Origin of the sequence: Phycicoccus sp. HDW14, assembly GCF_011383005.1 — a bacterium.
Taxonomy (GTDB): Bacteria; Actinomycetota; Actinomycetes; order Actinomycetales; family Dermatophilaceae; genus Phycicoccus.
Window position 1 is genome coordinate 2947990 of sequence record NZ_CP049935.1, and the last position, 25438, is coordinate 2973427.

The 25438-nt window shown below is 74.4% G+C and carries 24 protein-coding genes and 2 pseudogenes; 11 read left to right on the plus strand and 15 right to left on the minus strand.

Annotated elements, in window-relative coordinates; genetic code table 11:
• Nucleotides 1-37: 37 nt before the first annotated feature.
• Together G7075_RS14490 and G7075_RS14495 are read right to left on the minus strand one after the other, a co-directional pair.
• Nucleotides 38-1276 carry a site-specific integrase gene (locus G7075_RS14490; RefSeq protein WP_205860518.1) on the minus strand — a complete coding sequence of 413 codons (1239 nt, stop codon included), beginning with the start codon at nt 1274-1276 and terminating at the stop codon, nt 38-40.
• The gene (locus G7075_RS14495) at nt 1273-1464 is read right to left on the minus strand and encodes a helix-turn-helix domain-containing protein (RefSeq protein WP_205860519.1); all 192 of its coding nucleotides are present in this window, start codon (nt 1462-1464) and stop codon (nt 1273-1275) included. The genes G7075_RS14490 and G7075_RS14495 overlap by 4 nt, the downstream gene beginning before the upstream one ends.
• A 427-nt stretch (nt 1465-1891) precedes the next feature.
• Between G7075_RS14495 and G7075_RS14500 the strand changes: the two genes are divergently transcribed.
• The 9 genes and pseudogenes from G7075_RS14500 to G7075_RS14540 all read left to right on the plus strand — a co-directional run bounded on the left by G7075_RS14500 (nt 1892) and on the right by G7075_RS14540 (nt 11530).
• Nucleotides 1892-2839: a DUF72 domain-containing protein gene (locus G7075_RS14500; protein ID WP_166122855.1), complete on the plus strand. Its 948-nt coding sequence runs from the start codon at nt 1892-1894 to the stop codon at nt 2837-2839.
• The gene (locus G7075_RS14505) at nt 2836-5067 is read left to right on the plus strand and encodes a catalase (protein WP_166122857.1); all 2232 of its coding nucleotides are present in this window, start codon (nt 2836-2838) and stop codon (nt 5065-5067) included. Before G7075_RS14500 ends, G7075_RS14505 begins: the two co-directional genes overlap by 4 nt.
• A 181-nt stretch (nt 5068-5248) precedes the next feature.
• Nucleotides 5249-5977 carry a DUF4386 domain-containing protein gene (locus G7075_RS14510; RefSeq protein WP_166122859.1) on the plus strand — a complete coding sequence of 243 codons (729 nt, stop codon included), beginning with the start codon at nt 5249-5251 and terminating at the stop codon, nt 5975-5977.
• A 123-nt stretch (nt 5978-6100) separates the two neighbouring features.
• On the plus strand, nt 6101-6622 hold the full coding sequence (locus G7075_RS22090) for a toxin-antitoxin system HicB family antitoxin (RefSeq protein WP_166122861.1): 522 nt from the start codon (nt 6101-6103) through the stop codon (nt 6620-6622).
• Nucleotides 6623-6708: 86 nt separating this feature from the next.
• Nucleotides 6709-7560 (plus strand): DUF4097 family beta strand repeat-containing protein, encoded by an 852-nt coding sequence (locus G7075_RS14520; protein WP_166122864.1) that lies wholly within the window; start codon nt 6709-6711, stop codon nt 7558-7560.
• Between the two features lie 29 nt (nt 7561-7589).
• Nucleotides 7590-8549, plus strand: coding sequence for an ATP-binding cassette domain-containing protein (locus G7075_RS14525; protein ID WP_166122866.1), 960 nt, complete (start codon nt 7590-7592; stop codon nt 8547-8549).
• Nucleotides 8546-9373, plus strand: coding sequence for an ABC transporter permease (locus G7075_RS14530; RefSeq protein ID WP_166122868.1), 828 nt, complete (start codon nt 8546-8548; stop codon nt 9371-9373). Before G7075_RS14525 ends, G7075_RS14530 begins: the two co-directional genes overlap by 4 nt.
• Before the next feature lie 189 nt (nt 9374-9562).
• Nucleotides 9563-10624, plus strand: a pseudogene (locus G7075_RS14535) (lysylphosphatidylglycerol synthase domain-containing protein); the annotation flags it as partial.
• Nucleotides 10625-10645: 21 nt separating this feature from the next.
• The gene (locus tag G7075_RS14540; protein ID WP_371814082.1) at nt 10646-11530 is read left to right on the plus strand and encodes an aldo/keto reductase; all 885 of its coding nucleotides are present in this window, start codon (nt 10646-10648) and stop codon (nt 11528-11530) included.
• 36 nt (nt 11531-11566) lie between these two features.
• Here G7075_RS14540 and G7075_RS14545 read toward each other — a convergent pair whose 3' ends face one another.
• The 5 genes and pseudogenes from G7075_RS14545 to G7075_RS14555 all read right to left on the minus strand — a co-directional run bounded on the left by G7075_RS14545 (nt 11567) and on the right by G7075_RS14555 (nt 14163).
• Complete coding sequence (locus G7075_RS14545; protein ID WP_166122870.1) at nt 11567-12430, minus strand: SDR family NAD(P)-dependent oxidoreductase; 864 nt, start codon at nt 12428-12430, stop codon at nt 11567-11569.
• A gap of 19 nt (nt 12431-12449) precedes the next feature.
• A complete protein-coding gene (locus tag G7075_RS20365; RefSeq protein WP_205860520.1) occupies nt 12450-12587 on the minus strand; it encodes a hypothetical protein in 138 nt (45 codons plus the stop codon).
• A 12-nt stretch (nt 12588-12599) separates the two neighbouring features.
• A pseudogene (locus tag G7075_RS22960) lies at nt 12600-12698 on the minus strand (alpha/beta hydrolase fold domain-containing protein); the annotation flags it as partial.
• Complete coding sequence (locus G7075_RS14550; protein ID WP_205860521.1) at nt 12653-13348, minus strand: alpha/beta hydrolase; 696 nt, start codon at nt 13346-13348, stop codon at nt 12653-12655. The gene G7075_RS14550 and the pseudogene G7075_RS22960, both read right to left, overlap by 46 nt.
• A gap of 53 nt (nt 13349-13401) precedes the next feature.
• The gene (locus G7075_RS14555; protein ID WP_166122872.1) at nt 13402-14163 is read right to left on the minus strand and encodes an HpcH/HpaI aldolase/citrate lyase family protein; all 762 of its coding nucleotides are present in this window, start codon (nt 14161-14163) and stop codon (nt 13402-13404) included.
• Nucleotides 14164-14311: 148 nt separating this feature from the next.
• Between G7075_RS14555 and G7075_RS14560 the strand changes: the two genes are divergently transcribed.
• Complete coding sequence (locus tag G7075_RS14560; protein ID WP_166122874.1) at nt 14312-14764, plus strand: hypothetical protein; 453 nt, start codon at nt 14312-14314, stop codon at nt 14762-14764.
• Here the strand turns inward: G7075_RS14560 and G7075_RS14565 are convergent.
• From G7075_RS14565 to G7075_RS14570, 3 genes are read right to left on the minus strand one after another with little or no spacing between them, the layout of a single operon-like run.
• Nucleotides 14703-16436 carry an ATP-dependent DNA ligase gene (locus G7075_RS14565; RefSeq protein WP_371814083.1) on the minus strand — a complete coding sequence of 578 codons (1734 nt, stop codon included), beginning with the start codon at nt 16434-16436 and terminating at the stop codon, nt 14703-14705. The two genes, G7075_RS14560 and G7075_RS14565, sit on opposite strands and share 62 nt — an antisense overlap.
• The gene (locus G7075_RS21445) at nt 16433-16792 is read right to left on the minus strand and encodes a VOC family protein (protein WP_240917642.1); all 360 of its coding nucleotides are present in this window, start codon (nt 16790-16792) and stop codon (nt 16433-16435) included. Before G7075_RS21445 ends, G7075_RS14565 begins: the two co-directional genes overlap by 4 nt.
• Nucleotides 16793-16828: 36 nt before the next feature.
• Complete coding sequence (locus G7075_RS14570; RefSeq protein WP_240917643.1) at nt 16829-17260, minus strand: GNAT family N-acetyltransferase; 432 nt, start codon at nt 17258-17260, stop codon at nt 16829-16831.
• A gap of 41 nt (nt 17261-17301) precedes the next feature.
• Between G7075_RS14570 and G7075_RS14575 the strand changes: the two genes are divergently transcribed.
• Entirely contained in the window at nt 17302-17991 is a 690-nt protein-coding gene (locus G7075_RS14575) for a haloacid dehalogenase type II (RefSeq protein WP_166122876.1), read from the plus strand.
• Here G7075_RS14575 and G7075_RS14580 read toward each other — a convergent pair.
• The 5 genes from G7075_RS14580 to kdpA are packed head-to-tail and all read right to left on the minus strand — an operon-like array spanning nt 17981 to nt 25437.
• Complete coding sequence (locus G7075_RS14580) at nt 17981-18667, minus strand: response regulator transcription factor (protein WP_166122878.1); 687 nt, start codon at nt 18665-18667, stop codon at nt 17981-17983. The genes G7075_RS14575 and G7075_RS14580 overlap by 11 nt on opposite strands.
• A gap of 37 nt (nt 18668-18704) precedes the next feature.
• Entirely contained in the window at nt 18705-21170 is a 2466-nt protein-coding gene (locus G7075_RS14585; RefSeq protein ID WP_166122880.1) for a DUF4118 domain-containing protein, read from the minus strand.
• Between the two features lie 10 nt (nt 21171-21180).
• Nucleotides 21181-21747: a potassium-transporting ATPase subunit KdpC gene (gene kdpC / locus G7075_RS14590; RefSeq protein WP_166122882.1), complete on the minus strand. Its 567-nt coding sequence runs from the start codon at nt 21745-21747 to the stop codon at nt 21181-21183.
• 10 nt (nt 21748-21757) lie between these two features.
• Nucleotides 21758-23794, minus strand: a complete 2037-nt coding sequence (gene kdpB, locus G7075_RS14595) for a potassium-transporting ATPase subunit KdpB (protein ID WP_166122884.1) — start codon at nt 23792-23794, stop codon at nt 21758-21760.
• Nucleotides 23791-25437: a potassium-transporting ATPase subunit KdpA gene (kdpA, locus tag G7075_RS14600; protein WP_166122886.1), complete on the minus strand. Its 1647-nt coding sequence runs from the start codon at nt 25435-25437 to the stop codon at nt 23791-23793. Before kdpA ends, kdpB begins: the two co-directional genes overlap by 4 nt.
• Nucleotide 25438: the final 1 nt, after the last annotated feature.

Here is a 25438-nt window from a genome sequence, read left to right on the forward strand (position 1 = left end):
GACGACTCGACGCAACACCCCGGTGGAGTGCATGGATCTACATGGCGTCGTCGGGCTGGCCGGTGTTGCGGTTGAGGAGTTGTTCGAAAGTGGTGGCGGCGCCGCTGGCTTGGTCGTCCAAGACGTGGGCGTAGACGCGCAGGGTGATCGCGGGGTCGGCGTGCCCGAGCCGGGCGGCGACGACGTGGACTGGCACGCCGGCCTTGAGCAGGAGGGTGGCGTGCAGGTGGCGCAGGTCGTGCAGGCGGATCATCGGCAGCTGGGGCTGGCCCGTCAGGGCGGCGGTGGTGTTGTGCTGGCGTTGCAGCTTGGCCATCAGCGCGGTCGGGGTGTCCGGAAACAGGGGTTCGCCGAGCTCGCGGCGGAAGACGTGGTCCCCGCCCACCCACAACGTCCCGGCCTGGGCCCGTTCGGCCTCCTGGCGTTGGCGATGCTGCGTGAGGACCGCGGCGGTGCCGGGGTCGATGCTGACGGTGCGTTCGCGCCCGCCCTTGGTGCTGCCCTCAACCCGCACCCCGTCGATGACCGACACGGTCCCGCGCAGCCGCACGAACGCACCCTGCCCGCGGTCGTCGCCTAGGTGGACGTCGGCCCAGCGCAGGTTCATCAGCTCCCCACGCCGGGCACCGGTGTACGCGGCGAGGCGGAAGTAGCCGTGCAACCGGTGCCCCTGCGTCGTGGTGAGGAAGGAGGCCAAGTCGTCGGCGGTCCACATGACCACTGCTGCAGCCTGCTCCTTGCGGGGCCGCTTGGCCCGCTCGGCCGGGTTGACCGTGAGGACCTGGTCGTTCCGTACCGCGTCCGCCAACGCCTTGCGCAGCACCGCGTGCACGTACTCCACCGACCGCGCCGACAACGGCTTGCCACCCCGCCCACCAGACTCCATGAGCTCGCGGTACAGGGCGCTCAGGTCCGCCGGGCGCAGCGCCTGCAAACGGATCCGCCCGATCCGGGGCGCCACGTATGTGGTGATGAGGTGCGCGTACCCGGCCCGGGTGCGGGGCTTGACCTCCAACGCATGCGCCAACAACCACCGGTCCAGGTAGTCCCCCACAGTCAGCGCGCTGCGGTCGACGAACTCGCCCCGACCGGCGGCGATCCTCGCCTCGTCCCGGGCCCGCTTGGCCGCAGCCTCGGTCGGGAACCCACCCACCCACCGCGGCTTGCTCACCCCGGCGCTGTCGGTCACCCGGATCACATACGACCAGCTGTTCCCGCGCCGGATCACCCCGTTGCGCAGCCTCGGCGCCGCACTGCCCTGGCGGGCGCTGCTCATCGGATACCTGCCAGCGGAGCAGCGGACCCGCGCTCCAGGGAGTCGAGAAAGGTCGCGAGGTCCTCACCGCGGACCCGGCGAGAGCCGCCGATCCGCACCGAGGGCAACGCGCCGCTCCGGACCAGCTCGTAGACCTTGCTGCGGCCCACGCTCAACGCGGCCGCCACCTCGGTCAGCGTGTAGAGCATCCTGTCCTGCATGGTGTTCCCCTTCCCTGGGATGGCCCGCCATGCCGTCGTCGGGTGCGGGCCCGCTGTCATCCGAAAGCGTCCGACGGCGCTCTTGTGGACACCTGACCTTCCGTGGTTTCCGTGACCACCCCACGGATCCGTGCCTGGGCGACACGACAGCCCAGACCACGGTCCTGCTAACACTTTGCTAACCGCACACCGCACAGAACCCGATGTGCGCGCACGATTCGAGGAGGCCGTGAGCACGAAACGGACCCCCCAAAAATGTTCTGGGACAGCCCGTCTCGAACTGAAAATCGGAAGGTCGGCGGTTCGACCCCGCCCCTGGCCACCACCACCCACGAGCCGCAGGCAGCCCCGCTGACCTGCGGTTCGCTGCGTCTGCTCCGGGTGTCCGGGTCCCCGCAGAGGGTAGGAACGGACCATGACCTGGTCCCCGAACGCCGGTACCGCCACCGGCCCGGGCACGATCCGCGTCGGCATCTCGGGCTGGAGCTACCCGTCGTGGCGTGGCGACTTCTACCCGCGCGGGCTCGTGCACCGCTGCGAGCTGGCGTACGCCGCAGAGCGGATGGGCTCGGTCGAGGTCAACGGCTCCTTCTACTCCCTGCAGCGGCCCACCTCCTACCGCCTGTGGCACGACCAGACGCCCGACGACTTCGTCATCGCCGTCAAGGGCGGCCGCTTCATCACCCACCTCAAGCGGCTGCACGACGTCGAGACGCCACTCGCCAACTTCTTCGCCTCCGGCGTGCTGGCCCTCGGCGCGAAGCTCGGGCCGGTGCTCTGGCAGCTGCCGGAGCGCCAGGTCTTCGACACCGACCTGGTGGCCGCGTTCCTCGACCTCCTGCCGCGGACCCTCGGCGAGGCGGCGGCCCTCGCCCGCCGCCACGACGCGAAGCTGGCCGACGACCGCGCCCTGACCCGCGCGCTCCGAGGGACGGCGGGCCGGCGCATCCGCCACGCCCTCGAGTTCCGTCACCCCTCCTTCTGCAGCGAGGAGGCCGCCGCCCTGCTGCGCGCCCACGACGTGGCCACGGTCGTCGCCGACACCGCCGGGCGCTGGCCGATGGCCGAGGCGGTGACGAGCGACCTCGTGTACGTCCGGCTGCACGGCGACACCGAGCTCTACGCGAGCGGCTACGGCGACGCCGCCCTCGACGGATGGGCGGAACGCTGTCGGCACTGGGCCGCGTCCGGCCACGACGTCGTCGCGTACTTCGACAACGACGCCCGGGGCCACGCACCGCACGATGCCCTCCGGCTCATCGCCCGGCTGGGGCCGACCACCTGCCCGTCGCGGTCACGGCCTCCTGACCCGGGGCCCTCGGGGCGCATGGGCCGACCGCGGGCGGGTAGTCCCGGCCCATGACGACACCAGCGAAGGACCAGACGCCTCCCCCGCCCCCCGGCGCACCGACGGCGGCCGCCGTCCCGCTCGAGGAGCCCACCGAGCCACGCGAGCCGCTGCCCCCCACGCCCGAGCAGGCCTCCCCCGCCACGGTCTCCCCGACCGGCGCGGACCTCGGAGCCGCCCCCACCGACATGGGCCAGCAGGGCGCCTTCCTCACGACCTCCACCGGCGCCCGCCTGCGCGACACCGACCACTCGCTGCGCGCCGGCGAGCGCGGCCCCACGCTGCTGCAGGACCACCACCTGCGCGAGAAGATCACGCACTTCGACCACGAGCGCATCCCCGAGCGGGTGGTCCACGCCCGCGGGGCCGGTGCCCACGGCACCTTCGTCGGCTACGGCGCAGCGGCCGGCCTCAGCTCGGCCGCGTTCCTCGAGAAGGACGTCGAGACACCGGTGTTCGTGCGGTTCTCGACCGTCGCCGGCTCGCGGGGCTCGGCCGACTCGGTGCGCGACACCCGTGGCTTCGCCGTCAAGTTCTACACCGAGCAGGGCAACTTCGACCTGGTCGGCAACAACATCCCGGTCTTCTTCATCCAGGACGGAATCAAGTTCCCCGACATCGTCCACGCGGTGAAGCCGCACCCGGACCGCGAGATCCCGCAGGCCCAGTCGGCGCACGACACCTTCTGGGACTTCGTCTCGCTCCACACCGAGGCCCAGCACCACACCCTCTGGAACATGTCCGACCGCGGCATCCCCCGCTCGTACCGGCACATGGAGGGCTTCGGGGTCCACACCTTCCGGCTCGTCGACGCCGAGGGCGGCACCACCCTCGTCAAGTTCCACTGGAAGCCGAAGCTGGGGGTGCACTCCGTGACGTGGGAGGAGGCCCAGCTGCTCGGCGGCATCGACCCCGACGTCCACCGCCGCGACCTCTACGACGCCATCGAGGCCGGCGCGTTCCCGCAGTGGGAGCTCGGGGTCCAGGCCTTCGAGGACACCCCGGACCAGACCTTCCAGGGAATCGACCTGCTCGACCCGACGAAGCTCGTGCCCGAGGAGCTCGCCCCGGTGCAGCCGCTCGGCCTGATGACCCTCACGGGCACCCCGACGAACTTCTTCGCCGAGGCCGAGCAGGTCGCCTTCCACGTCGGCAACCTCGTGGCGGGCATCGACGTCACCGACGACCCACTGATGCAGGTGCGGCTGTTCTCCTACGTCGACACGCAGCTGAGCCGGCTCGGCGGCCCGAACTACAACCAGCTGCCGGTCAACCGCCCGCACGCCCCGGTCAACGACATGCTGCGCGACGGCATGCACCAGAGCGCGGTGCACGCGGGGGTGGCGCCGTACCGCCCGAACTCGCTCGACGGCGGGTGCCCGTTCGTCGCCGGTGACGCCGAGGGTGCGTTCCTCGACGTCCCGCAGGCCGTCGCGGCCGGCAGCAAGGTCCGTGCCCTGTCGGCGTCCTTCGACGACCACTTCAGCCAGGCCCGGCTGTTCTGGCGCAGCATGACCCCGGTCGAGCAGGACCACATCGTGCAGGCCTACACCTTCGAGCTCGGCAAGTGCTACGACGAGACCATCCGGCGCCGTCAGCTGCTCGCGCTCGTCCGGATCGACGCCGGGCTGGCCGCGGCCGTCGCGGCCGGGCTGGGGCTGCCCGCCCCGGAGGCCGGCGGGTCCGACACCCCCGAGACCCCCGACGTGGACCCGAGCCCCGCGCTCTCGCAGCTCGGAGGCACCTGGCCGGTCGAGGGACGGACGGTCGCCGTGGTCGTCGACGCCGGTGCCGACCCGGACGCCGTCGCGGCCCTCACCGAGGCGCTGACGGACGAGCAGGTCGTGCCGCTGCTGCTCGCCGCCACCGGCGGGCCGGTCTGGCCGGACCGCGCGCCGGTCGCCCACCGCACGCTCCTGACCAGCCGGTCGGTGGAGTTCGACGCCGTCGTCGTCGCCGCCCTGCTCACACCGGCCGACGACGCCCGGCAGACCCGGGACGCCAAGGCCGGGCACTCCGACGTCACCGCACTCGACCCCCGCCTGGACCTGCTGCTCGACGAGGCGTACCGGCACGGCAAGGCCATCGGGGTGGTCGGTGACGCCGACACGGCCGCCGCGGTCGGCCTGCTGCCTGAGGACGCCGGCGTCGTGGTCGGCGACGCCGCCGCCGTCGCCGCCGGGGTGCTCGAGGCCCTGGGGACCCACCGGGCCTGGGACCGCTTCACCCCGTCGGGGGCCTGAGCCGCCCACCCGAAGGGCCCGGTCGTCGGTGACGGCCGGGCCCTTCGTGCGCGCCGGCGTGGTCCGCGAGCCCCTGGCAGGCGCCGCCCCCTCGACCGGGCCATTGACCCCGACGGCCCGGGGGCCTACCGTGGTGGCCACCGAAGGTGTACGCCGTACACCTCGATGTCAGGGAGTCCTCATGAGCACCACCCGACGGACCGCGCTCGTCGCGGGCCTGTTCTACCTGCTGACCTTCGTCTCGATCCCGACCCTCGTCCTCTACGAACCCGCCCGGGCCACCGACTTCGTCCTCGGTGCCGGTGGGACCACCGGCGTCCTGTGGGGCGCCTTCCTCGAGGTCCTCGTGGGGCTGGCCGGCATCGGGACCGCCATCGCCCTGTACCCGGTCGTGCGCCGCCAGCAGGAGGGCCTCGCGCTCGGCTTCGTGGCCACCCGCAGCCTCGAGGCGGCCATGATCTTCACCGGGGTGGCGAGCCTGCTGGCGCTCGTCGCGCTGCGTCACGACCTGGGCGCCACCGCGGGTGCAGGTGCCGACCGGTCCGCACTGCTCGCGATCGGCGCCTCCCACGTCGCGACGTACGACTGGGCCTTCACCCTCGGCCAGAGCCTCATGCCGGGGCTCAACGCCCTCCTGCTCGGGACGCTCCTGTACCGCTCCCACCTCGTGCCCCGGGCCCTCCCGCTCATCGGGCTGGTCGGTGCCCCGATCCACCTGACCGCCGTCGTGCTCACGATGTTCGGCGTCGTCGACCGCGTCGGGACGGTGGCCCTGGTGGCCGCCCTGCCCATCGCGGTGTGGGAGTTCTCGCTCGGCGTGTACCTCGTCGTCAAGGGCTTCCGGGAGACCGAGCTGACGCCGGGGCAGGCCCCGCTGGCCGCACCGCCGGTCGCGGTTCCCGTCGGCTGACGCCCGCTCGACGCCCGCGCGCGCGGCACGTTCCTGCAGGTCGGGGACGTGCCGCGCCGGCGTGACGTCGTCATGACGCCACGAGGGTTGACAGTGACGTCACCGTGATGTCACTCTGGCGTCATGGACCTCACGCCCTACGTCGCCCGCCTCCAGCGCGACCTCGTCACGACGGCCCGCACCGGTGGCCCCGAGGCCGTCGAGCTCGCCGAGCTGCTGGCCGGCGGTGTCGAGCCCTCCGCCCGGATGCTGCTCCTCGACGCCGTCGTCGAGGCCGCCGCCGAGGTCACCGAGCGGCTGACCCCCGGCACGGTCGACGTCCGGCTCCGCGGCCGCGAGCTCGACCTCGTCGTCACCTCCCCCGCCCTCGAGGCACCCATCGCCCCGCCGACCGCCGACGCCGGGCCCGACGCCGACGACGATGAGACCGGCGGCACGGCCCGGCTCAGCCTGCGGTTGCCCGAGCGGCTCAAGCCGCGCCTCGAGGAGGCCGCCGAGGCCTCCGGGCTGTCGGTCAACGCCTGGCTCGTGCGGACCGTCGCCGCCGCCGTCGCCGACCCCCGCACCCACGCCACCACCCCGTCCGCCCCCACGATCACGGCGCCGATCCGCACGGGTCAGCGCCAGACCGGCTGGGTCCGCTAGGCCCGCCCACCGCCCGGCCGCGGCGCGAACCCGGCACCCACCAGAACCCCACCGCCACACCCCGACCCGTCACGGGAGGATCCGTCATGCCCACCTTCAGCACCCCCCAGCCCGTCCGGCTCACGGTCGACGTCGCCGGCTGCGACCTGACCGTCCGCGCCGCCGCCACCCCCGACACGGTCGTCGACGTCCGTCCGCACAACCCCGCGCGGCAGGGCGACGTCGACCACGCGGCGGCCCTGACCGTCGAGCACGTCGGTGACCGCGTCACCGTGCGCTCGACGCGCTCGGTCGCCGGCCGCCTGCGCGCCATGATCGGCAACGGTGACCGCGCCGACATCGAGGTCGAGCTCCCCGAGGGCTCGAGCCTCGAGGTGCGGGGCTGGGGCGAGTCACGCACCTCGGGCCGGCTCGGGACCGTCGACGTCGACACCTCGATGGGCGACATCACCGTCGAGGACGCGGGGGCGGTGCACGGTCGCACCTCGATGGGCGACATCCGCGTCGAGCACGCCGGCGGTCGCGTCGAGCTGCGCACCTCGGCCGGCGCCATCCACGTGCAGGAGGCCGCCGACGAGGTGAGCGCCCGCACCTCCGCCGGTGACGTCACGGTGGGCACCGGGCACGGCCCGATGCGCCTGTCGACGACGGCGGGCGACGTCCGGGTCGGCAGCGCCCACGCGGGCGTCAGCGCGAAGGCCTCGGCGGGCGACGTCCGGGTCGGGGCCGCGCACGCCGGGGTCGTCGACGTCGACAGCTCCTACGGGCGGGTCGACGTCGGGGTCGCCGACGGCGTGGCCGCCTGGCTCGACGTCGAGGCCCGGCACGGCACCGTCCGCAGCGAGCTCGAGGACACCGGCGCCCCCGCCGACGGGGAGCCGACGGTCGAGCTGCGCATCCGCGCCGGCTACGGCGACGTGCACCTGCGTCGCGCCTGACGCCCACCACCACCCGAAGGGACACGACCATGACCACCAGCACCCCCGCCGTCGAGGTCCGCGGACTGCACAAGTCCTACGGCGAGCACGTCGTCCTCGACGGCGTCGACCTCACCGTCGAGCCCGGCACGGTCCACGCACTGCTCGGCCCGAACGGCGCCGGCAAGACGACGGCCGTCAACATCCTCACGACCCTGCTCGCCCCGGACGGCGGCACGGCCCGGGTCCTCGGGCACGACGTCGTCCGCGAGCCACGGCTCGTGCGGGCGTGCATCGGCCTCACCGGCCAGTTCGCCGCCCTCGACGACCTCCTGACCGCCGAGGAGAACCTCGTGCTCGTCGCCCGGCTGCACCACCTGCCGGCCGCCGAGATCCGTTCGCGCACAGCCGAGCTGCTCGAGCGCTTCGAGCTCACGAGCGTCGCGGGTGACCGCCCGTCGACGTTCTCCGGAGGGATGCGCCGCCGGCTCGACCTCGCGATGGGGCTGCTCGGGCGGCCGAGCGTCCTCGTCCTCGACGAGCCGACGACCGGGCTCGACCCGCGCAGCCGCCGCGCCACCTGGGACGTCGTGCGCGACCTCGTCGCCGACGGCGTCACGGTCCTGCTCACGACGCAGTACCTCGAGGAGGCCGACCAGCTGGCCGACCACATCTCGCTCCTCGACGGCGGACGGGTGGTCGCCGACGGCACGCCGGCCGAGCTGAAGCGCCTGGTCCCCGGCGGCCACGTGCGGCTCACCTTCTCCGACGACGCCGCCCTCGGCGAGGCTCGACGGGCCCTCGGCGGCGAGCCCGACCCCGAGGCCCTGGCCCTCGACGTCCCCGGCAGCGGCGACGTCGCCACCCTGCGCCGCCTCCTCGACCGGCTCGACGCCGAGGGGGTCACGGTCGTCGACCTGAGCATCCGCACCCCCGACCTCGACGACGTCTTCCTCGCCCTCACCGGCGGGACCCGCCCCACCGACCAGCCGCAGGAGGCCCTCCGATGAGCACCGCCACCGTCCCCCGCCCGGTCGACCTCCCCCGCCCCCGTCCGCTCGCCGACGCGATGACGATGCTCGGGCGCCAGCTGCGGCACGCCCGGCGCTACCCCGAGCTGACGGTCATCGTCCTGCTCGTGCCGGTCGTCCTGCTCGTTCTCTTCGTCCTCGTCTTCGGCAGCACGCTCGGCGCCGGGCTCGCCCCCGGGGCTCCTGCGAGCCGCGGCGCCTACGCCGACTACGTGCTGCCCGCCATCCTCGTCATGACCATCACCTCGATCGCCCAGGGCACCTCGACGACGATGGCCATGGACACGACCCAGGGCATCATCGACCGGTTCCGCACCCTGTCGATCGCCCCCGGCGCGGTGCTCTCCGGGCACGTGCTCGCGGCGACGATCCAGTCGCTGCTGTCGATGGTCGTCGTCACGGGTGTCGGTCTCGCCGTGGGCTTCCGGCCGCACGCCTCCGCTGTCGACTGGCTCCTCGTCGTCGGCCTGCTCACCGGCCTGTCCTTCGCCGTCTCGTGGCTGTCGGTCGCACTCGGGCTGGCCTCCCGCACCGTCGAGAGCGCGAGCAACTACCCGATGCCGCTGGTGCTCCTGCCGTTCCTCGGCAGCGGCTTCGTCCCCACCGACTCGATGCCGGCCGGCCTGCGCTCGTTCGCCGAGTACCAGCCGTTCACGCCGGTCATGGACGCGGTCCGCGGGTTGCTGCTCGGCACACCCGTCCAGGCCTCCACGGTGTGGGTCGGCGCGGGGTGGTGCGCCGTGCTCGCGGTGGCCGGGTGGCTGCTCGCCCGCCGGCTCTACGCCCGACCGCGCCGGGGCTGACCCCGAGGGCGTCCGGGACGGGCCGGGGTCGATGTCGGGGTCTCCCCTGATGCGGCCCCGGCTCCCCGTCCGCCACGGTGGCCGGGTGAGCACCCGCACCGCCGCCGTCGTCCGTCTCGTCCTCTCGGGCGGGGCGGCGGTGGCCGTCGTGGCCCTCGCCCTCCCCGGGTCACGGGGACGCCGTGGCACGAGATCGGTGCCGCCCTGGCCCGGCCGACCTGGTCCCAGCTGGCCCTCCTCGGGGTCATCTGGCTCACCGGGCTGTGGGTGCACACGCCGTCGCTGACCGCCGCGCTGCCCGGGCTGTCGCACCGCCGGGCGCTGCTGCTCAACCTCACCGGCTCGTTCGTCTCCAACCTCCTGCCGCTCGGCGGCGCGGCCGGCACGGTCGTCAACTGGCGGATGGCCCGCGGGTGGGGGTTCAGCGCCCCGGCGTTCGCCCGCTGGGCGGTGGTGACCAACCTGGCCGACACCCTCGTCAAGCTGGCCCTGCCGGGAGTCGTGCTGTGCTGGTTCGCGATCGGCACGAAGGCACCCCCGGGCACGGTCGGCACGACGGCCGTCGTCGGCCTGGTCCTGCTCGCCGTGACCCTCGTCGTCGTGACCCTCGTCGTCCGCGACGACCGGCCGCTGCGGGCCGCCGGGCGCTGGGCCGACCGGCTGGCCCTCCGGGTCCGCGTGGTGCCGGGCGCCCCCGAGGGATGGGGCGAGCGCGCCGCCCGGTTCCGCCACGACTCCGCCCGGCTGGTCCGTGACGGCTGGGGCCGGATGCTCGGCGGCAAGCTCGGCTACGCGGCCCTTCAGGCGCTGTTGCTCTGGGGCTGCCTGCGCGTGGTCGGCGGACCCGTCGCCCCGGTCGTCGTGGCCTCGGCCTTCGTCGTCGAGCGGGTCCTGTCGATGGTCGTCCTCACGCCGGGGGCGACGGGCGTCGTCGAGGTCGGGATGGCCGGCGTGCTCGGCGCGCTCGGGACCGCACCGGCGGCCGCGGCCGCGGGGGTGCTGCTCTACCGCGGGCTCGTGGTCGGGATGGAGGTGCCGGTCGGCGGCCTGGCCCTCCTCGGCTGGTGGGCCGGGCGTCGTCGGGAGGGTGCGGGTGGCCGATCCGTGGACCGCGGGCACCCCAGCCGCCCGCTCGCCGGTCACGGGGCGCATGATGCGGGGACGCACCCGACCGAAGGAGCAGCACGATGGAGTACACCCGTCTCGGCAGCACCGGGCTCACCGTCAGCCGGGTCGCCCTCGGCTGCATGAGCTACGCGGACGGGACCCGGGGTGCGCACCCCCTGGGCCCTCGACGAGGAGACCTCGGGCGCCTTCTTCCGGCAGGCCGTCGAGCTCGGGATCACCTTCTGGGACACCGCGAACGTGTACAGCGCCGGAACCTCCGAGGAGTTCGTGGGTCGGGCCGTCCGGAAGTACAGCCGGCGCGAGGACGTCGTGCTGGCCACCAAGGTCCACGGCCGGATGCACGGCGGCCCGGGCGGGAGCGGCCTGTCCCGCAAGGCGATCCTCGAGCAGGTCGACGCCTCGCTGAAGCGTCTCGGCACCGACTACGTCGACCTCTACCAGATCCACCGGTTCGACCCGGAGACGCCGGTCGAGGAGACGATGGAGGCGCTGCACGACGTCGTCCGGTCCGGACGCGCGCGGTACGTCGGGGCCTCCTCGATGTGGGCCTGGCAGTTCGCGACGATGCAGCACGCGGCCGACCTCGGCGGCTGGACCCGGTTCGTGTCGATGCAGGACCAGTACAGCCTCCTCATGCGCGAGGAGGAGCAGGAGATGTTCCCGCTGCTGGCCGACCAGGGCGTGGGGGCCGTGCCGTGGAGCCCGCTGGCGCGCGGGCGCCTGGCCCGCCCGTGGGGCGAGCAGACCGAGCGCTCCGGCACCGACGAGTTCGGCAAGCGGCTGTACCAGGAGGGCGACGCCGAGATCGTCGGCGCCGTCGAGCGGGTGGCCCGCGACCGCGGCGTCGCGATGTCGACCGTCGCGCTCGCCTGGGTGCTGCGCAACCCCGTGGTCGACGCGCCGATCGTCGGGGCGACCAAGGAGCACCACCTCCCGGACGCCGTCGCCGCGCTCGACCTCGTGCTGACCGACGACGAGGTCTCGGCCCTGGAGTCGGCCTACACCCCGCGTCGCCCCAGCGGCTTCTGAGCGGTGGCGAGGGGACTCAGGCCTGACGCCGCCCGGTCACGTCAGCCACGTCGACGTGGCGCCGAGCACGCCGGCACCGTCGAGGTCGCGCAGCGAGAGCCCGACGAAGCCCTCGGCCTGGGGCGAGGTCTGCCAACGGAAGCGGGGCTGCGTCGTCGTGACCGCCTCGACGATGACCGCGGCCGCGGCCTGCGGGCTCTGCGCGGCGTCGAAGGCGGCGGCCGTACGGCGCAGGTACGCGGCGAGCAGCCCGGCGTACGGGTCGTCGGTGGTGGCACCGGCGCCGTCCGCCCCGTCGGCCCCGTCGGCTCGGTGGACGTTGCCCGTGAACTCGCTGGCCACCGCCCCCGGCTCGACGATGCTCACCGTGACCCCGAAGCGCGCGACGACCGGCGCGAGCGACTGCATCAGCCCCTCGACGGCGAACTTGGCGCCACAGTAGGCGTCGGCGAACGGCTGGCCCACGGCGCCACCGACGCTCGTCACGGTGACCACCCGGCCACGGCCCGCGGCACGCATCGCCGGGAGGACGAGGCGGGTCATCCGGGCGACGGCGAGGTAGTTGACGTCGAGCTGCTCCTGGAGCTGGGCGTCGCTCAGCTGCTCGAGGGTGGCCACCGCGCCACGGCCCGCGTTGTTGACGAGCACGTCGAGGGAGCCGTGGTCGGCGAGGACGCCGTCGACCACCGTGCGCGAGGCGTCCGCGTCCGTCACGTCGAGGGTGCGGACGTCGAGCTCGACGCCGGCCTGCTCGGCGGCCTCGCGCAGCAGGGCGTCGCGGCTGGTGTCGCGCATCGTCGCGACGACCGTCAGCCCGGCACCGGCCAGCGCCACCGCGGTGGCCAGGCCGATCCCGCTCGAGGTTCCGGTGACCAGCGCGACATCCTGCCGAGGCGTCATCCCCGGAGCGTAGACCCCGTCACCGGCCGGGGACCCCGGTGCCGCACGCGTGCCGCACCTGCTCGGCGACCATGGACATCGTCCAGCGGGCGCGGACGGGGTCGTCGGTGAGGAAGTAGTGGTCGACCCCCGGCGTCACGTCGTGCAGGACCTCCACCCCGGCGTCCCGCAGCCGCTGCGCGTACCGGTCCCCGTCCGGGCGCAGGGAGTCACGGCCGCCCGTCAGGACGATGGTCGGCGGCAGGCCCGAGAGGTCGGCGGCCAGCAGGGGTGAGGCGTACGGCTCAGCGGGCGGCGCTCGACGTCCGGGAAGTAGGTCCGGCGCACCAGCCGGCGCAGGCCGGCATCGACCATCCCATGGCCGTCCTCGACCTCGGAGGCCATGTCGAGCGCAGGGACGCCGAGCACCTGAAGCACCGGGCTGAACGACCCGTGGTCGCGCGCCATGAGGCAGACGGCGGCCGCGACCTGGCCGCCGGCGCTGAAGCCGCTGACGACCATCCGCCGACCGTCGACGCCGTACTCGCCCCCGTGCGCGGCCAGCTCGGCCGCGACGTCGTCACCCTCCTCCTGGCCCACCGGGTAGCGGGCCTGGGGCGCCACCGACCAGTCGACGTTGGCGACCGCCACGCCGGCCGTGGCCGCGAGGTACCGGCACCACCAGTCGTCCATCTCGGGGTAGCGCATGACGAAGGCGCCGCCGTGGAAGTGGACGACGACCGGCGGTGGGTCCTGGGGGCCGCGGGCCGGGGCCGGGCGGTAGAGGTCGACCCGGACGTCGCCGTGGCGCGTCGGCACCCGGTGCCGCTCAGGGCGCGGGAGGTCCTGACCGGCGAAGCGCAGCGGCTCGCCGTACCGGACCGTGAAGGGCGCCGACTTCTGCAGCACCCACGCCCGGGCGTCGTCGAGGAGGGTCACGCCCGGTGGTTCGTGGCCGGGCCGGGGCCGGATGGGGTGTCGGGCCGGCGGGGTCAGGCGCCGTCAGCCGGGCCGGCCTCCGTGCCGGAGTCGGCGTCGGCGTCGGCGTCGAGCACGGCGCGGACGCCGGCCGCGACGACGGCGACGTCGGTCGTCACGGCGAGGAACCCGATGCCGTGGTCCCGCAGCCGACGTGCCGCGTCCGGGCGGCCGGCGAAGGCGCCGACGAGGATGCCCTGCCGCTCGGCGGCGCGGACGATGCGCGCGAGGGGACCGTCGGGGCTGTCGTCGTCGAGGAGGGCCTCGACCGAGGTGCCGAGCGAGAGGGCGAGGTCGAGCGGACCGACGAAGAGGCCGTCGACGCCCGGGGTCGCGGCGATGGCGTCGACCTCGTCGAGGGCGCCCGGCGTCTCGACCATGACCCAGCAGCGGACGAGCTCGTTCGCGACCTCGGGGTCCGGGGCTGCCCCGCCCCACAACGGCGGGAACGGCCCCCAGCTGCGTTCTCCCAGAGGCGGGTAGCGGGAGGCCAGGGCAGCTCGCTCGGCATCGGCGGCGCTCGTGACGGACGGCACGACGACCCCGGACGCGCCGGCGTCGAGGGCGGCCCCGATCCACGCCGGGTCGACCGACGGGACCCGGACGAGGAAGGCCGTGTGCGTCGCGGCCAGGGCCCGCCCGAGCCGGTGCAGGGCCGCCCGGTCGACCGGCCCGTGCTGGGCGTCGAGGGCGAGCCAGTCGAACCCCGACCCCGCCAGCCGCAGCAGGAGGTCGGCGTCGGCGGTGCTCGTCCAGATGCCGCGGGAGGTCTCCATCCGGCCATCGTGCCAGCGACCGCGGGTGGGTGACGCGGCTCTCGCCGGCCGTCCGTGCCGGTGGCCCGGTGGGACGATGGGAGCGGCGGAGGCGCACGCCCTGCCGACCGTGGCACGGCGCCGGACGCCCTCGCCGCTGGAGGCGGTCATGGCCACCACGTCGACACACCACCCCGTTCCCCGCCCGCGCGCCGCGCAGCGGACGGCCGCCGGGAGCGCCGGCCTCGGCACTGCGCTCGTCGACCTCGTGCTGCTCTACGTCGTCAACGTCCGGCCCGGGTGGGAGGCAGCGCCGTTCCTCACCCCGGAGGCCGCGGACGTCGTACCCCTGGTCAACGCCGCGCTGTGGACCGGCGTGGGCGTCGGCCTCGTCCTCACCCTGCTGCACGGCGTCGGCATCCGGAGCCTCGGCGACCTCGTGACGACGGTCGTCGGGCTGGCGGCGACGCTGCGGGTCTGGGACGTCTTCCCGTTCGACCTCACCTCGGGCTGGCACCTCACGGTGCGCGTCCTGCTGGTCGTCGCCGTCGTGGGCAGCCTCATCGGCATCGTCGCCGCGCTCGTGCGGCTGCTCGGCGCCCTCTGGCGCCCGGACGAGTAGGGCCGGGGCGGGGCGCTCCCCAGCGGGCCGCCGACCGACCGACGACACGATGACGGCTCACGCGCCCGCCGTCGTGCTCGAGGCCGCCCACCCGGTGCCGTGCGTGTCGTCCGCCCGTCGGCTCGGCTCGGCGCTGGTCAGGAACCGCCGAGCGCGCGGACCGTGTCGATGGTGTCGACCTCGTCGAGCGGCTTGTCGTCGCGGTAGCGCAGGACCCGCGCGAACCGCAGCGCCACGCCCCCGGGTAGCGCGACGAGCGCTGCACGCCGTCGAGCGCGATCTCGACGACCTGCTCCGGCCGCACCGTGACGACGTAGCCGTCAGTGGGCCCGTCGGCGAGCTCGGTGAACCGCTCGGTCTGCCAGCGCAGCATCTCGTCGGTCATCCCCTTGAAGGTCTTGCCGACCATCACGTACCCGTCGCCGTCGGGGTCGCGGGCCCCGAGGTGGATGTTCGAGAGCCAGCCGCGGCGGCGGCCCGACCCGCGCTCGACGGCGAGCACGACGAGGTCGAGGGTGTGCGTCGGCTTGACCTTGACCCAGCCGCTGCCCCTCCGGCCGGCGGCGTAGGGGGAGGCCGCGTCCTTGACGACGACGCCCTCGTGACCGGCCGCGACGAGCGCGTCGAAGAACGCGGCCGCCTCCGCGGGGTCGGCGGTGAGGAGCCGCGGGACGACGAGGTGCGGCGCCAGCGCGGTGAGCACCTCGTGCCGCTCGAGCGCCGAGGCGTCGACGAGGTCGCGGCCGTCGGCGTGGAGGACGTCGAAGAGGAACGTCGTGAGCGGCACCTCGGCCCGGAGCCGCTCGACGTCGGCCGAGCTCGCGGTGCGGGCCCCGGTGACCTGGAACGGCGCCGGCCGCCCACCCTCACGCAGGACGATGGCCTCACCGTCGAGCACGAGGTCACCGCCCGGCAGCGCGTCGACGGCCTCGACGACCTCGGGCACGCGCTCGGTGATCTCGTCGAGGCTGCGGGTGAAGACCGTGACCTCGCCGTCGCGGCGGTGCACCTGCACGCGGATGCCGTCGAGCTTGCCGTCGACGAGCATGTCGGCGCCCGCGAACCCCTCGACCGCCTCGTCGGTGGTCTTCGCGGAGGCGGCGAGCATCGGGCGCAGCGGGCGGCCGACGACGAGCCCGACCTCCTCGAGGGCCGGTTGCCCGCCGCTGGCCGCGAGACCGGCGACGACGTGGGTCGAGCCGGCGAGCATCACGGCCCGGCGGACGACGGCGTCGGGCACCTCGAACGCGGCGGCCACGGCCCCGAGCACCACGCCGTCGAGCGCGCCCTGCCGGAGGTTGCCGGTCATCAGCGCGCGCAGGAACGCCTGCTCGTCGGCGGTGGCCCGGCCCATCAGCCCGGCGAGCTCGGCGCGCCGGGACGCGGTGGAGCCGGCACCGGCCGAGCCGGCCAGCCGGTCGAAGGCCGCGTCGACCTCGGCGACGGTGAGCGAGGGTTCGACGGCGGGGTCGGGCAGCGAGGTCAGCGACCGGTACCCGATGCCGAGGCGCCGCTGGGGCAGCACCCCGGAGAGGAACGCCACGACCGTGCCGACCTCGTCGGCGTCGGCGCGCGCGAGCAGCCCGGCGAGCGCCGCGGTCTTCGCCGTGCGCGACCGGGTGGCCGCGACCTCGGCCGAGACCGCGACGAGGTCGGCGAGCGCGACGGTCACTCGGCCGGCTGCCAGGCCCCGAGCTCGTTGCCGGCGGGGTCGCGGAAGTAGAAGCGTCGACCGCCCGGGAACGCGTAGGGCTCCGTGCTCACGGTGCCGCCGGCGTCGAGGACCGCCTGCACGGTGGCGTCGAGGTCGTCGGAGAAGAGGAGCACGAGCGGGCCGCCGGTGCCGGGCTCCCTGCCGGCGTCGATGCCGCCGGCCTCGTCGTCGCGGCCCGGGACCCGGTAGCCGAGGTAGTCGGGGCCGTACTCGGTGAAGGTCCAACCGAAGGCCTGCTCGTAGAACGCCCGGGTCGGTGCGAGGTCGGGCGCACCGAGCTCGACGTAGTCGATGGCGTGGTGGGTGTGGCTCATCCCCGCACGCTAGCGACCCCCACCGACACGCGGTGCTCAGCGCGCGAGGCGCATCGGCAGGTGCGGGATGCCGTCGTCGAGGAAGCCGTCGCCGTCGCGGACGAAGCCCAGCCGCTCGTACCAGCCCTCGAGGTGGGACTGTGCGTCGAGCACGACCGGCCCGCGCGTCGCCGAGAGCACCGCGAGCACCAGCTCTCGGGCGATCCCGGCCCCGCGCGCCTCCCGGGCCGTCGCCACCCGGCCGATCCGCACGACGCTGCCGTCGTCGAGGGCCCGCAGGGTCGCCAGCACGGCACCGTCCGGCCCCTCGGTCCACCACTGCACCGTGCCGGGCTCGAGGTCGCGGCCGTCGAGGTCGGCGAAGAGGCACTCCTGCTCGAGCACGAAGACGTCCTGCCGCAGCCGCAGCACGGCGTAGAGCGTCGCGGCACCCATCCCGGAGAGCGGTGAGGAGCGGATGACGGTCACCGCGTCACCCTACGACCGGCCCGGGCGGCGAGGATGGAGCGATGGATGACGCCCCCGTCCCCGCCCCGTCCCTGCTCCTGCTCGACGTCAACGAGACGCTCTCCGACATGGCGCCGGTCGGCGAGCGCTTCGCCGCCCTCGGCCTGCCCGAGCACCTCGCCTCGCCCTGGTTCGCCGGCATCCTCCGGGACGGGATGGCGCTCACGGTCACGGGCGACAACCCTGCCTTCGCCGACCTCGCCCGTGCGTCCTTCCACGCCGTGGTGCACGGCCGGCCGGACGCCCCGGCCGACCTCGACGCCGCCGCCTCGGAGGTCCTCGGGACGTTCATGCGTCTCCCGCTGCACCCCGACGTCGTCCCGGGCCTGCGCGCGCTGGCCGGCCGGGGCATCCGGCTGGCGACCCTGAGCAACGGCTCGGCCGCGGTCGCCGAGGGGCTCCTCGAGCGAGCCGGGCTCGACGACGTGGTCGAGCGCGTGCTCTCGGTCGCCGACGCACCCCGGTGGAAGCCGGACGCCTCGGCCTACCGGTACGCCCTCGACACCTGTGGCGTCGAGGGCGGCGAGGCGATGCTCGTCGCGGTCCACCCGTGGGACACCCACGGCGCCGCGTCGGCCGGCCTGCGCAGCGCCTACGTCGCCCGCACCGGGGCGCCCTACCCGCCGACGATGCGCGCGCCCGAGCTGACGGTCGCCTCGTTCACCGACCTCGCGGCCCGCCTCACACGCTGAGGCGGTACCCGATCCCCGGCTCGGTGAGGATGTGCCGCGGCGCCGACGGGTCGTCCTCGAGCTTGCGCCGCAGCTGGTTGCCGTACACCCGCAGGTAGTTCGACTCGCGGCCGTACCCGGGACCCCACACCGCCCGCAGCAGGTCGGCCTGGGTGACCACCCGACCCCGGTGGCGGGCCAGCTCGGCGACGAGCCGCCACTCGGTCGGGGTGAGGTGCACCGGCTCACCGCGGTGGGTGGCGGCCAGGGTCGCGAAGTCGAGGGTGAACGCCTCGGTCGTCACCGGGGCGACCGCGGCCAGCCCGTCGTCCTCGGCACCCCGGCGCAGGGCCGAGCGCACGCGCGCCATCAGCTCGTCCATCCCGAAGGGCTTGGTGACGTAGTCGTCGGCCCCCTCGTCGAGGGCCTCGACCTTGTCGTCGGACTGGTGGCGCGCCGACAGCACGACGACGGGGACGCGCGAGCGGGTCCGGATGCGGCGCAGCACCTCGACGCCGTCGAGGTCGGGCAGGCCCAGGTCGAGGACGACGAGGTCGGGCGGGGCGTCGTGCACGGTGGCCAGGGCGTCGAGGCCGGAGCCGACCTCCTCGACCTCGTAGCCGCGGGCCCGCAGGTTGATGCGCAGGGTGCGGCGCAGGGTCGGGTCGTCGTCGACGACGAGCACGCGCTGGTTCATCCGGCCTCCTCCGTCGTCGGAAGGTCGACGACCATCGTCAGGCCGCCGCCGGGGTGTCCTCGGCGCTCACCCTGCCACCCATCGCCTCCGCGAGGCCACGGGCGACCGCGAGCCCGAGACCGACGCCGTCGCCGTCCGGCGCGTCGCCGTGGCGCTGGAACGGGAGGAAGATGCGGTCGCGGTCGGGTTCCGGCACACCGGGTCCGGTGTCGACGACCCGCACCTGCACCCGGTCGGCCAGGGCGCTGGTGCACACCCGCACCCGGCCCGGCGACGGCTGGTGGCGCAGGGCGTTCTCGACGACGTTGCCGAGGACCCGGTCGAGCAGCCCGGCATCGGCGACGACGACCCGGGCGTCGGGGTCGAGGGCCCAGTCGACCCGCTCGGGCTCGGCGACGGCGGCGACGACGCCGGGCACGACCTCGCCGAGGTCGACCCGCCGCGGATGGGCGACGAGGGCACCGGCCTGCAGGCGCGACATGTCGAGGAGGTTGCCGATGAGGGCGTCGAGCCGGTCGGCGGAGTCCTCGATGGCCGCCTCGAGCTCGGCCTCGTCCTCGGGGCTGAAGGTGACCTCGGTCGAGCGCAGGCTGCCGATGGCGGCCTTGATGCCGGCGAGCGGGGTCCGCAGGTCGTGCGAGACGGCCGACAGCAGGGCGGTGCGCGCCGAGTTGTCCCGCGCGAGCGCCGCTGCCTCGCCGGCCGAGGCCTGCAGCGACCGGCGCTGGAGGATGGCGCCCGCGTGCGCGGCGAACGCGGCGAACAGGCGCTGGCGGCCGGCCGACACGGTGGCGCCGACGAGGACGAGGTCGTGCTCGGGGTCGGCCTCCTCGCGGGGCAGGCCCGGGGCGCCCAGGTCCTCGGTGCCCAGGGCGGGGTCGGTCGTGGCGACCACCGCGGCGGGCCGGTGCCGGTCGGGGCGCCGGACGACGGCCGCCGCGTCGGCACCGAACATGTCGAGCGCGGTGTCGAGCAGCAGGGTCATCTGGTCGGTGGAGCCGAGCAGCATGTGGCTCAGCCCGGCGAGCGAGGCGGCCTCGCCCTGGGCGCGCACGGCCTGGTCGGCCCGGCGGGCGCTGCGGTCGACGACCCACGCGACGGCCGCGGCGACGAGGAGGAAGACGACGAGCGCGGCGGCGTTCTCGGGCTCGGAGATGGTCAGGCCGCCCGTCGGCGGGGTGAAGAACCAGTTGAGGAACAGCGACGAGGCGAGGGCGCCGAGCAGGGCCGGGCCCATCCCGCCGAGCAGCGCCGTGAGCACGCTGAGCAGGAGGAAGAGCGGGACCGTGAGCGGCAGGTCGGGGTCCTCCGGGAGGCCGGCGAGGGCCTCGGTGAGCAGGAACGGCCCGAGCACCGCCAGCGCGTACCCCAGCCGCCGGCGTCGTCTCGGCAGGCCGGCGCGCGGGGCACGCCAGCCGCGACCCGCGGCGAACCGGTGGGTCACGACGTGCACGTCGATGTCGCCGGACTCGGTGATGACCTCCTCGGTCGTGCTGGGGGACAGCAGGGTCCGCCAGCGCGGGCGGCGCGAGGACCCGATGACCACCTGGCTGGCGTTGACGCCCCGGGCGAAGTCGAGGACCGCCTCGGCGAGGTCGTCGCCGGTGACGGTGTGGAAGGTCCCGCCGAGCTCGTCGGTGAGCCGGCGCTGGGCGACGAGGTCGGGCAGCGTCGGCCCGGTCAGCCCGTCGGACCGGACGACGTGCACCGCGAGCAGCTCGCCACCGGCGCCGCGGGCCGCGATGCGCGCGCCGCGGCGCAGCAACGTCTCGCCCTCCGCCGCACCGGAGACGGCGACGACGACCCGCTCGCGCGTCGGCCAGCTGGCGTCGATGCCGTGGTCGGCGCGGTACCTGCCGAGGCCCTCGTCGACCCGGTCGGCGAGCCAGAGCAGGGCCAGCTCGCGCAGCGCCGACAGGTTGCCGACCCGGAAGTAGTTGGCCAGCGCGGCGTCGACCTTCTCGGCGGCGTAGACGTTGCCGTGCGCCATCCGCCGGCGCAGGGCCTCGGGTGACATGTCGACGAGCTCGACCTGGTCGGCGGCGCGGACCACGGCGTCCGGCACCGTCTCGCGCTGCACGACACCGGTGATCGAGGTGACGACGTCGTTGAGCGACTCCAGGTGCTGGATGTTGACCGTCGAGATGACGTCGATGCCGGCGTCGAGCAGCTCGTCGACGTCCTGCCAGCGCTTCTCGTGCCGGCAGCCGGGGGCGTTCGTGTGGGCGAGCTCGTCGACGAGGGCGACCTGGGGGCGGCGGCGCAGGAGGGCGTCGAGGTCCATCTCCTCGAGCGTGGTGCCGCGGTGGGTCAGCCGCGCACGGGGCACCGACTCGAGGCCCTCGACGAGCGCGAGCGTGTGCGGCCGCTCGTGCGTCTCGACGAGGCCGACGACGACGTCGGTGCCGCGGTCGAGGCGGCGGTGACCCTCGTCGAGCATGGCAACGGTCTTGCCGACGCCCGGGGCCGCCCCGAGGTAGATCCGCAGCCGTCCGCGTGCCATGGCGCCATTCTCACCCCCGTCCGAGCTCGGCGAGCGCCACGTTGAGCCGGAGCACGTTCACGCGGTCCTGCCCGACGACGCCGAGCGCCGCGTGCTGCACGTGCTCGTCGACCAGCCGCAGCACCCGCGCGCGGTCGAGCCCCCGGGCGTCGGCGACCCGGGCGACCTGCCAGCGGGCGTACGCCGGCGACACGTCCGGGTCGAGGCCGCTGGCCGAGGTCGTCAGCGCGTCCGCCGGGACGGGCTGCGGCGCATCGGGGTTCGCCGCGAGCAGGGCCTTCCGGCGCGCGGCCACGTCGGTGGCGAGGTCGGGGTTGGACGGCCCGTAGTTCGAGCCGCCGCTGGTGTCACCGGCCGCGTCGGACGCCGACGGGCGCCCCTGGAACCACTCGGGGCCGCTCGGGGGTTGGCCGATGAGGGCGGACCCGACCTCGCGACCGCCGACGACGACCGGCTGGCCGGCCGCGCGGTCGGGCACGAGCAGGCCGACCGCGAGGACCGCGGCGGGGTAGAGGACGCCGCAGAGGACGGTGAGGACGAGCAGCGCCTTGAGCGCGGCGGAGAGCTGACGGGTCATGGCGGCCACCTCAGAGACCGGGGATGAGGGACACGACGAGGTCGATGGCCTTGATGCCGACGAACGGCACGACCATCCCCCCGAGCCCGTAGACGAGCAGGTTGCGGCGGAGCAACGCGTGGGCGGACAGGGGTCGGTAGCGAACACCCCTGAGCGCCAGCGGGATCAGCGCCACGATGACGAGGGCGTTGAAGATGACGGCGGAGAGCATCGCCGACTCGGGGGTCGACAGCCGCATGACGTTGAGCGTCTGCAGGCCCGGGAAGACCCCGACGAACATCGCGGGGATGATCGCGAAGTACTTCGCGACGTCGTTGGCGATCGAGAACGTCGTCAGGGCGCCGCGGGTGATGAGCAGCTGCTTGCCGATGGCGACGATGTCGATGAGCTTGGTCGGGTCGGAGTCGAGGTCGACCATGTTGCCGGCCTCCTTCGCGGCCGACGTCCCGGTGTTCATCGCGACGCCGACGTCGGCCTGGGCGAGCGCCGGTGCGTCGTTGGTCCCGTCGCCGGTCATCGCCACGAGCCGGCCGCCCTCCTGCTCCTTCCGGATGAGGGCCATCTTGTCCTCGGGGGTGGCCTCGGCGAGGTAGTCGTCGACCCCCGCCTCCTCGGCGATCGCCCTGGCGGTCAACGGGTTGTCGCCGGTGATCATCACCGTGCGGATGCCCATCTCGCGCAGCTGGGCAAAGCGCTCGGCCATCCCGGGCTTGACGACGTCCTTGAGGTGGACGACGCCGAGCGCGCGCGGGGCCCGACCGGGTGCGGCCTCGGCGACGACGAGCGGGGTGCCGCCCGAGGCGCTGATGCCGTCGACGTGCACCTCGAGGTCGCTGCCGACCGTGCCGCCGTTCTCGCGCACCCACGCCGAGACCGCGCTGCCGGCACCCTTGCGGACGCGGGTGCCGTCGATGAGGTCGACGCCGGACATCCGTGTCGTGGCGCTGAACTCGACGACCTCCGCCCCCGCGCGGCGCAGGGCGGTCACGTCGCCGAGGGCGGCGGCGTCGACCCCGTCGGCCACCGTGTACTCGACGATCGAGCGGCCCTCGGGCGTCTCGTCGGCGAGCGAGGAGAGGTACGCGGCGCGCGCCAGCTCCTCCCGCTGGACCGAGTGCACGGGCACCAGCTCGCTCGCCCGTCGGTTGCCGAAGGTGATCGTGCCGGTCTTGTCGAGGAGCAGGGTGCTGACGTCACCCGCCGCCTCGACGGCCCGCCCGGACATCGCGAGGACGTTGCGCTGCACGAGGCGGTCCATCCCGGCGATGCCGATGGCCGAGAGCAGGGCGCCGATCGTCGTCGGGATGAGGCAGACGAGGAGGGCGACGAGGACGACCATCGAGAGCCGCTGGCCCGAGTAGACCGCCATCGGCTGGATGGCCCCGACGGCGAGCACGAAGATGATGGTCAGGGTCGTCAGGAGGATCGACAGGGCGATCTCGTTCGGGGTCTTCTGTCGCGAGGCCCCCTCGACGAGGGCGATCATCCGGTCGATGAAGGTCTCGCCGGGCTTGCTCGTGATCCGCACGACGACGCGGTCGGAGAGCACCGTCGTGCCGCCGGTGACGGCGCAGCGGTCGCCCCCGGACTCGCGCACCACGGGCGCCGACTCGCCGGTGATGGCCGACTCGTCGACCGTCGCGACGCCCTCGACGACGTCCCCGTCGCCCGGGATCACCTGGCCGGCCTCGACGACGACGCGGTCGCCGAGCGCGAGGGCGGTGCCGGGTACCTCCTCCTCCGTGCCGTCGGCGAGCAGCCGGCGGGCCGTGGTCTCGGTGCGCGTGCGGCGCAGGGTGTCGGCCTGGGCCTTGCCGCGGCCCTCGGCGACCGCCTCCGCGAGGTTGGCGAAGAGCACGGTCGCCCAGAGCCACACGGTGACCCCGACCGAGAAGACCGACGGCTGGATGACCGACAGCACCGTCGTGAGGACCGAGCCGACCCAGACGACCATGATGACCGGGCTGCGCCACAGGTGGCGGGGGTCGAGCTTGGCGAACGCCGCGGGCAGGTTCTGCCAGGCGGTGAGCGCGAGGGACGACGTCATGACAGGGCCTCCGCGATGGGTCCCAGGGCGAGGGACGGGAAGAACGTCAGGCCGGCGACGATGACGACGGTGCCGACCACGAGCGTGGTGAACAGGGGGGTGTGCGTGGGCATGGTTCCGGCGGTGACCGGGCGCTTGCCCTGTGCCGCAAGGGATCCGGCGAGCCGCAGCACGAGGACGATCGGCACGAACCGACCGACGAACATGCATCCCGCGAGCAACAGGTTGAGGTAGGGCTGGTCCGCCGACAGCCCGGCGAAGGCCGACCCGTTGTTGTTCGACGCCGAGGCGACCGCGTACATCAGCTCGCTCAGCCCGTGCGGTCCGTCGTTGAGCCGCGCGTCGAGCGCGACCGGCAGGACGACCGAGAGGCCGGTGCCGAGGAGGACGAGCGCGGGCATCGTCAGGGTGACGAGCGCGGCGCTCGTGACCTCGGTGCGGCCGATGGTCTTCCCGAGCAGCTCGGGGGTGCGGCCGACCATGAGGCCGGCGATGAACACCGCGAGCACGACGACGACGAGGTAGGAGTACAGGCCGGTGCCGACGCCACCGGGCGAGAGCTCGCCGAGCAGCATGTTGACCATCGGCACCCCGCCGCCCAGCGGGCTGAGGCTGTCGTGCATCGCGTTGACCGCGCCGGTCGAGGTGCCGGTCGTCACCGACGCGAACAGGCTCGACCAGACGACACCGAAGCGCTGCTCCTTGCCCTCCATCGACGCGAGCGGCCCGGCGGCGGCGTGCGCCTCGGCCCAGGTCGTCAGGGCGATGCTGCCGACGAGCAGGAAGCCCATGACCCCGGTGGCCACGGCGCCCTGGCGGCGGTCGCCGACCATCAGGCCGTAGGTGTACGGCAGGGAGAACGGGATGACGAGGATGAGGACGATCTCGAGGAGGTTGGTCCACGGCCCGGGGTTCTCGAACGGGTGGGCCGAGTTGGCGTTGAAGAAGCCGCCGCCGTTGGTGCCGAGCTCCTTGATCGCCTCCTGCGAGGCGACCGGCCCGCCCTGGATCGTCTGCTGCACGCCGGTGAGGGTCTCGACGGTGTGCGGGGACGCGAGGTTCTGGACCACCCCGCCGAGCAGGAGCAGGACGGCCGCGACGGCGGCCAGCGGCAGCAGGACGCGGAGGGTGGCGCGGGTCAGGTCGACCCAGAAGTTGCCGATCCGGTCGGCGTGCACCCGGGCCAGGCCGCGGACGACCGCGACGGCGACGGCCAGCCCCGTCGCGGCGGAGACGAAGTTCTGGGTGGTCAGGCCGAGCATCTGAACGGCGTGGCCGGCGCCGGCCTCACCGGCGTAGGCCTGCCAGTTCGTGTTCGTCGTGAAGGACACCGCGGTGTCGAGCGCGGTGTGCCAGTCCATGCTCCGGCCGAGGCTCCACGGCATCCACCCCTGGACCGTGATGAGCACGAAGAGGAGGGCGACGGAGGCGACGGCGAACGCGAGCACCGAGCCGGCGTACCCGGTCCAGCGCTGCTCGGTGCGCGGGTCGACGCCGACCAGCCGGTAGACGACGCGCTCGATGCGCCAGTCGGAGTCGTCGGTGAAGACGCGGTGCATCCACGTGCCGAGGGGCACGTGGACGGCCGCGACGACGGCCGCGACGAGGAGGACGGCCGCAGCCGTCTGGAGGGCGGTGGACATC

Coding starts and splice junctions, on each gene's coding strand:
- G7075_RS14490 (WP_205860518.1), bottom strand. CDS start 1,276: ATGAGCAGCGCCCGCCAGGGCAGTGCGGCGCCGAGGCTGCGCAACGGG.
- G7075_RS14495 (WP_205860519.1), bottom strand. CDS start 1,464: ATGCTCTACACGCTGACCGAGGTGGCGGCCGCGTTGAGCGTGGGCCGC.
- G7075_RS14500 (WP_166122855.1), top strand. CDS start 1,892: ATGACCTGGTCCCCGAACGCCGGTACCGCCACCGGCCCGGGCACGATC.
- G7075_RS14505 (WP_166122857.1), top strand. CDS start 2,836: ATGACGACACCAGCGAAGGACCAGACGCCTCCCCCGCCCCCCGGCGCA.
- G7075_RS14510 (WP_166122859.1), top strand. CDS start 5,249: ATGAGCACCACCCGACGGACCGCGCTCGTCGCGGGCCTGTTCTACCTG.
- G7075_RS22090 (WP_166122861.1), top strand. CDS start 6,101: ATGGACCTCACGCCCTACGTCGCCCGCCTCCAGCGCGACCTCGTCACG.
- G7075_RS14520 (WP_166122864.1), top strand. CDS start 6,709: ATGCCCACCTTCAGCACCCCCCAGCCCGTCCGGCTCACGGTCGACGTC.
- G7075_RS14525 (WP_166122866.1), top strand. CDS start 7,590: ATGACCACCAGCACCCCCGCCGTCGAGGTCCGCGGACTGCACAAGTCC.
- G7075_RS14530 (WP_166122868.1), top strand. CDS start 8,546: ATGAGCACCGCCACCGTCCCCCGCCCGGTCGACCTCCCCCGCCCCCGT.
- G7075_RS14545 (WP_166122870.1), bottom strand. CDS start 12,430: ATGACGCCTCGGCAGGATGTCGCGCTGGTCACCGGAACCTCGAGCGGG.
- G7075_RS14555 (WP_166122872.1), bottom strand. CDS start 14,163: ATGGAGACCTCCCGCGGCATCTGGACGAGCACCGCCGACGCCGACCTC.
- G7075_RS14560 (WP_166122874.1), top strand. CDS start 14,312: ATGGCCACCACGTCGACACACCACCCCGTTCCCCGCCCGCGCGCCGCG.
- G7075_RS21445 (WP_240917642.1), bottom strand. CDS start 16,792: ATGAGCCACACCCACCACGCCATCGACTACGTCGAGCTCGGTGCGCCC.
- G7075_RS14575 (WP_166122876.1), top strand. CDS start 17,302: ATGGATGACGCCCCCGTCCCCGCCCCGTCCCTGCTCCTGCTCGACGTC.
- G7075_RS14580 (WP_166122878.1), bottom strand. CDS start 18,667: ATGAACCAGCGCGTGCTCGTCGTCGACGACGACCCGACCCTGCGCCGC.
- G7075_RS14585 (WP_166122880.1), bottom strand. CDS start 21,170: ATGGCACGCGGACGGCTGCGGATCTACCTCGGGGCGGCCCCGGGCGTC.
- kdpC (WP_166122882.1), bottom strand. CDS start 21,747: ATGACCCGTCAGCTCTCCGCCGCGCTCAAGGCGCTGCTCGTCCTCACC.
- kdpB (WP_166122884.1), bottom strand. CDS start 23,794: ATGACGTCGTCCCTCGCGCTCACCGCCTGGCAGAACCTGCCCGCGGCG.
- kdpA (WP_166122886.1), bottom strand. CDS start 25,437: ATGTCCACCGCCCTCCAGACGGCTGCGGCCGTCCTCCTCGTCGCGGCC.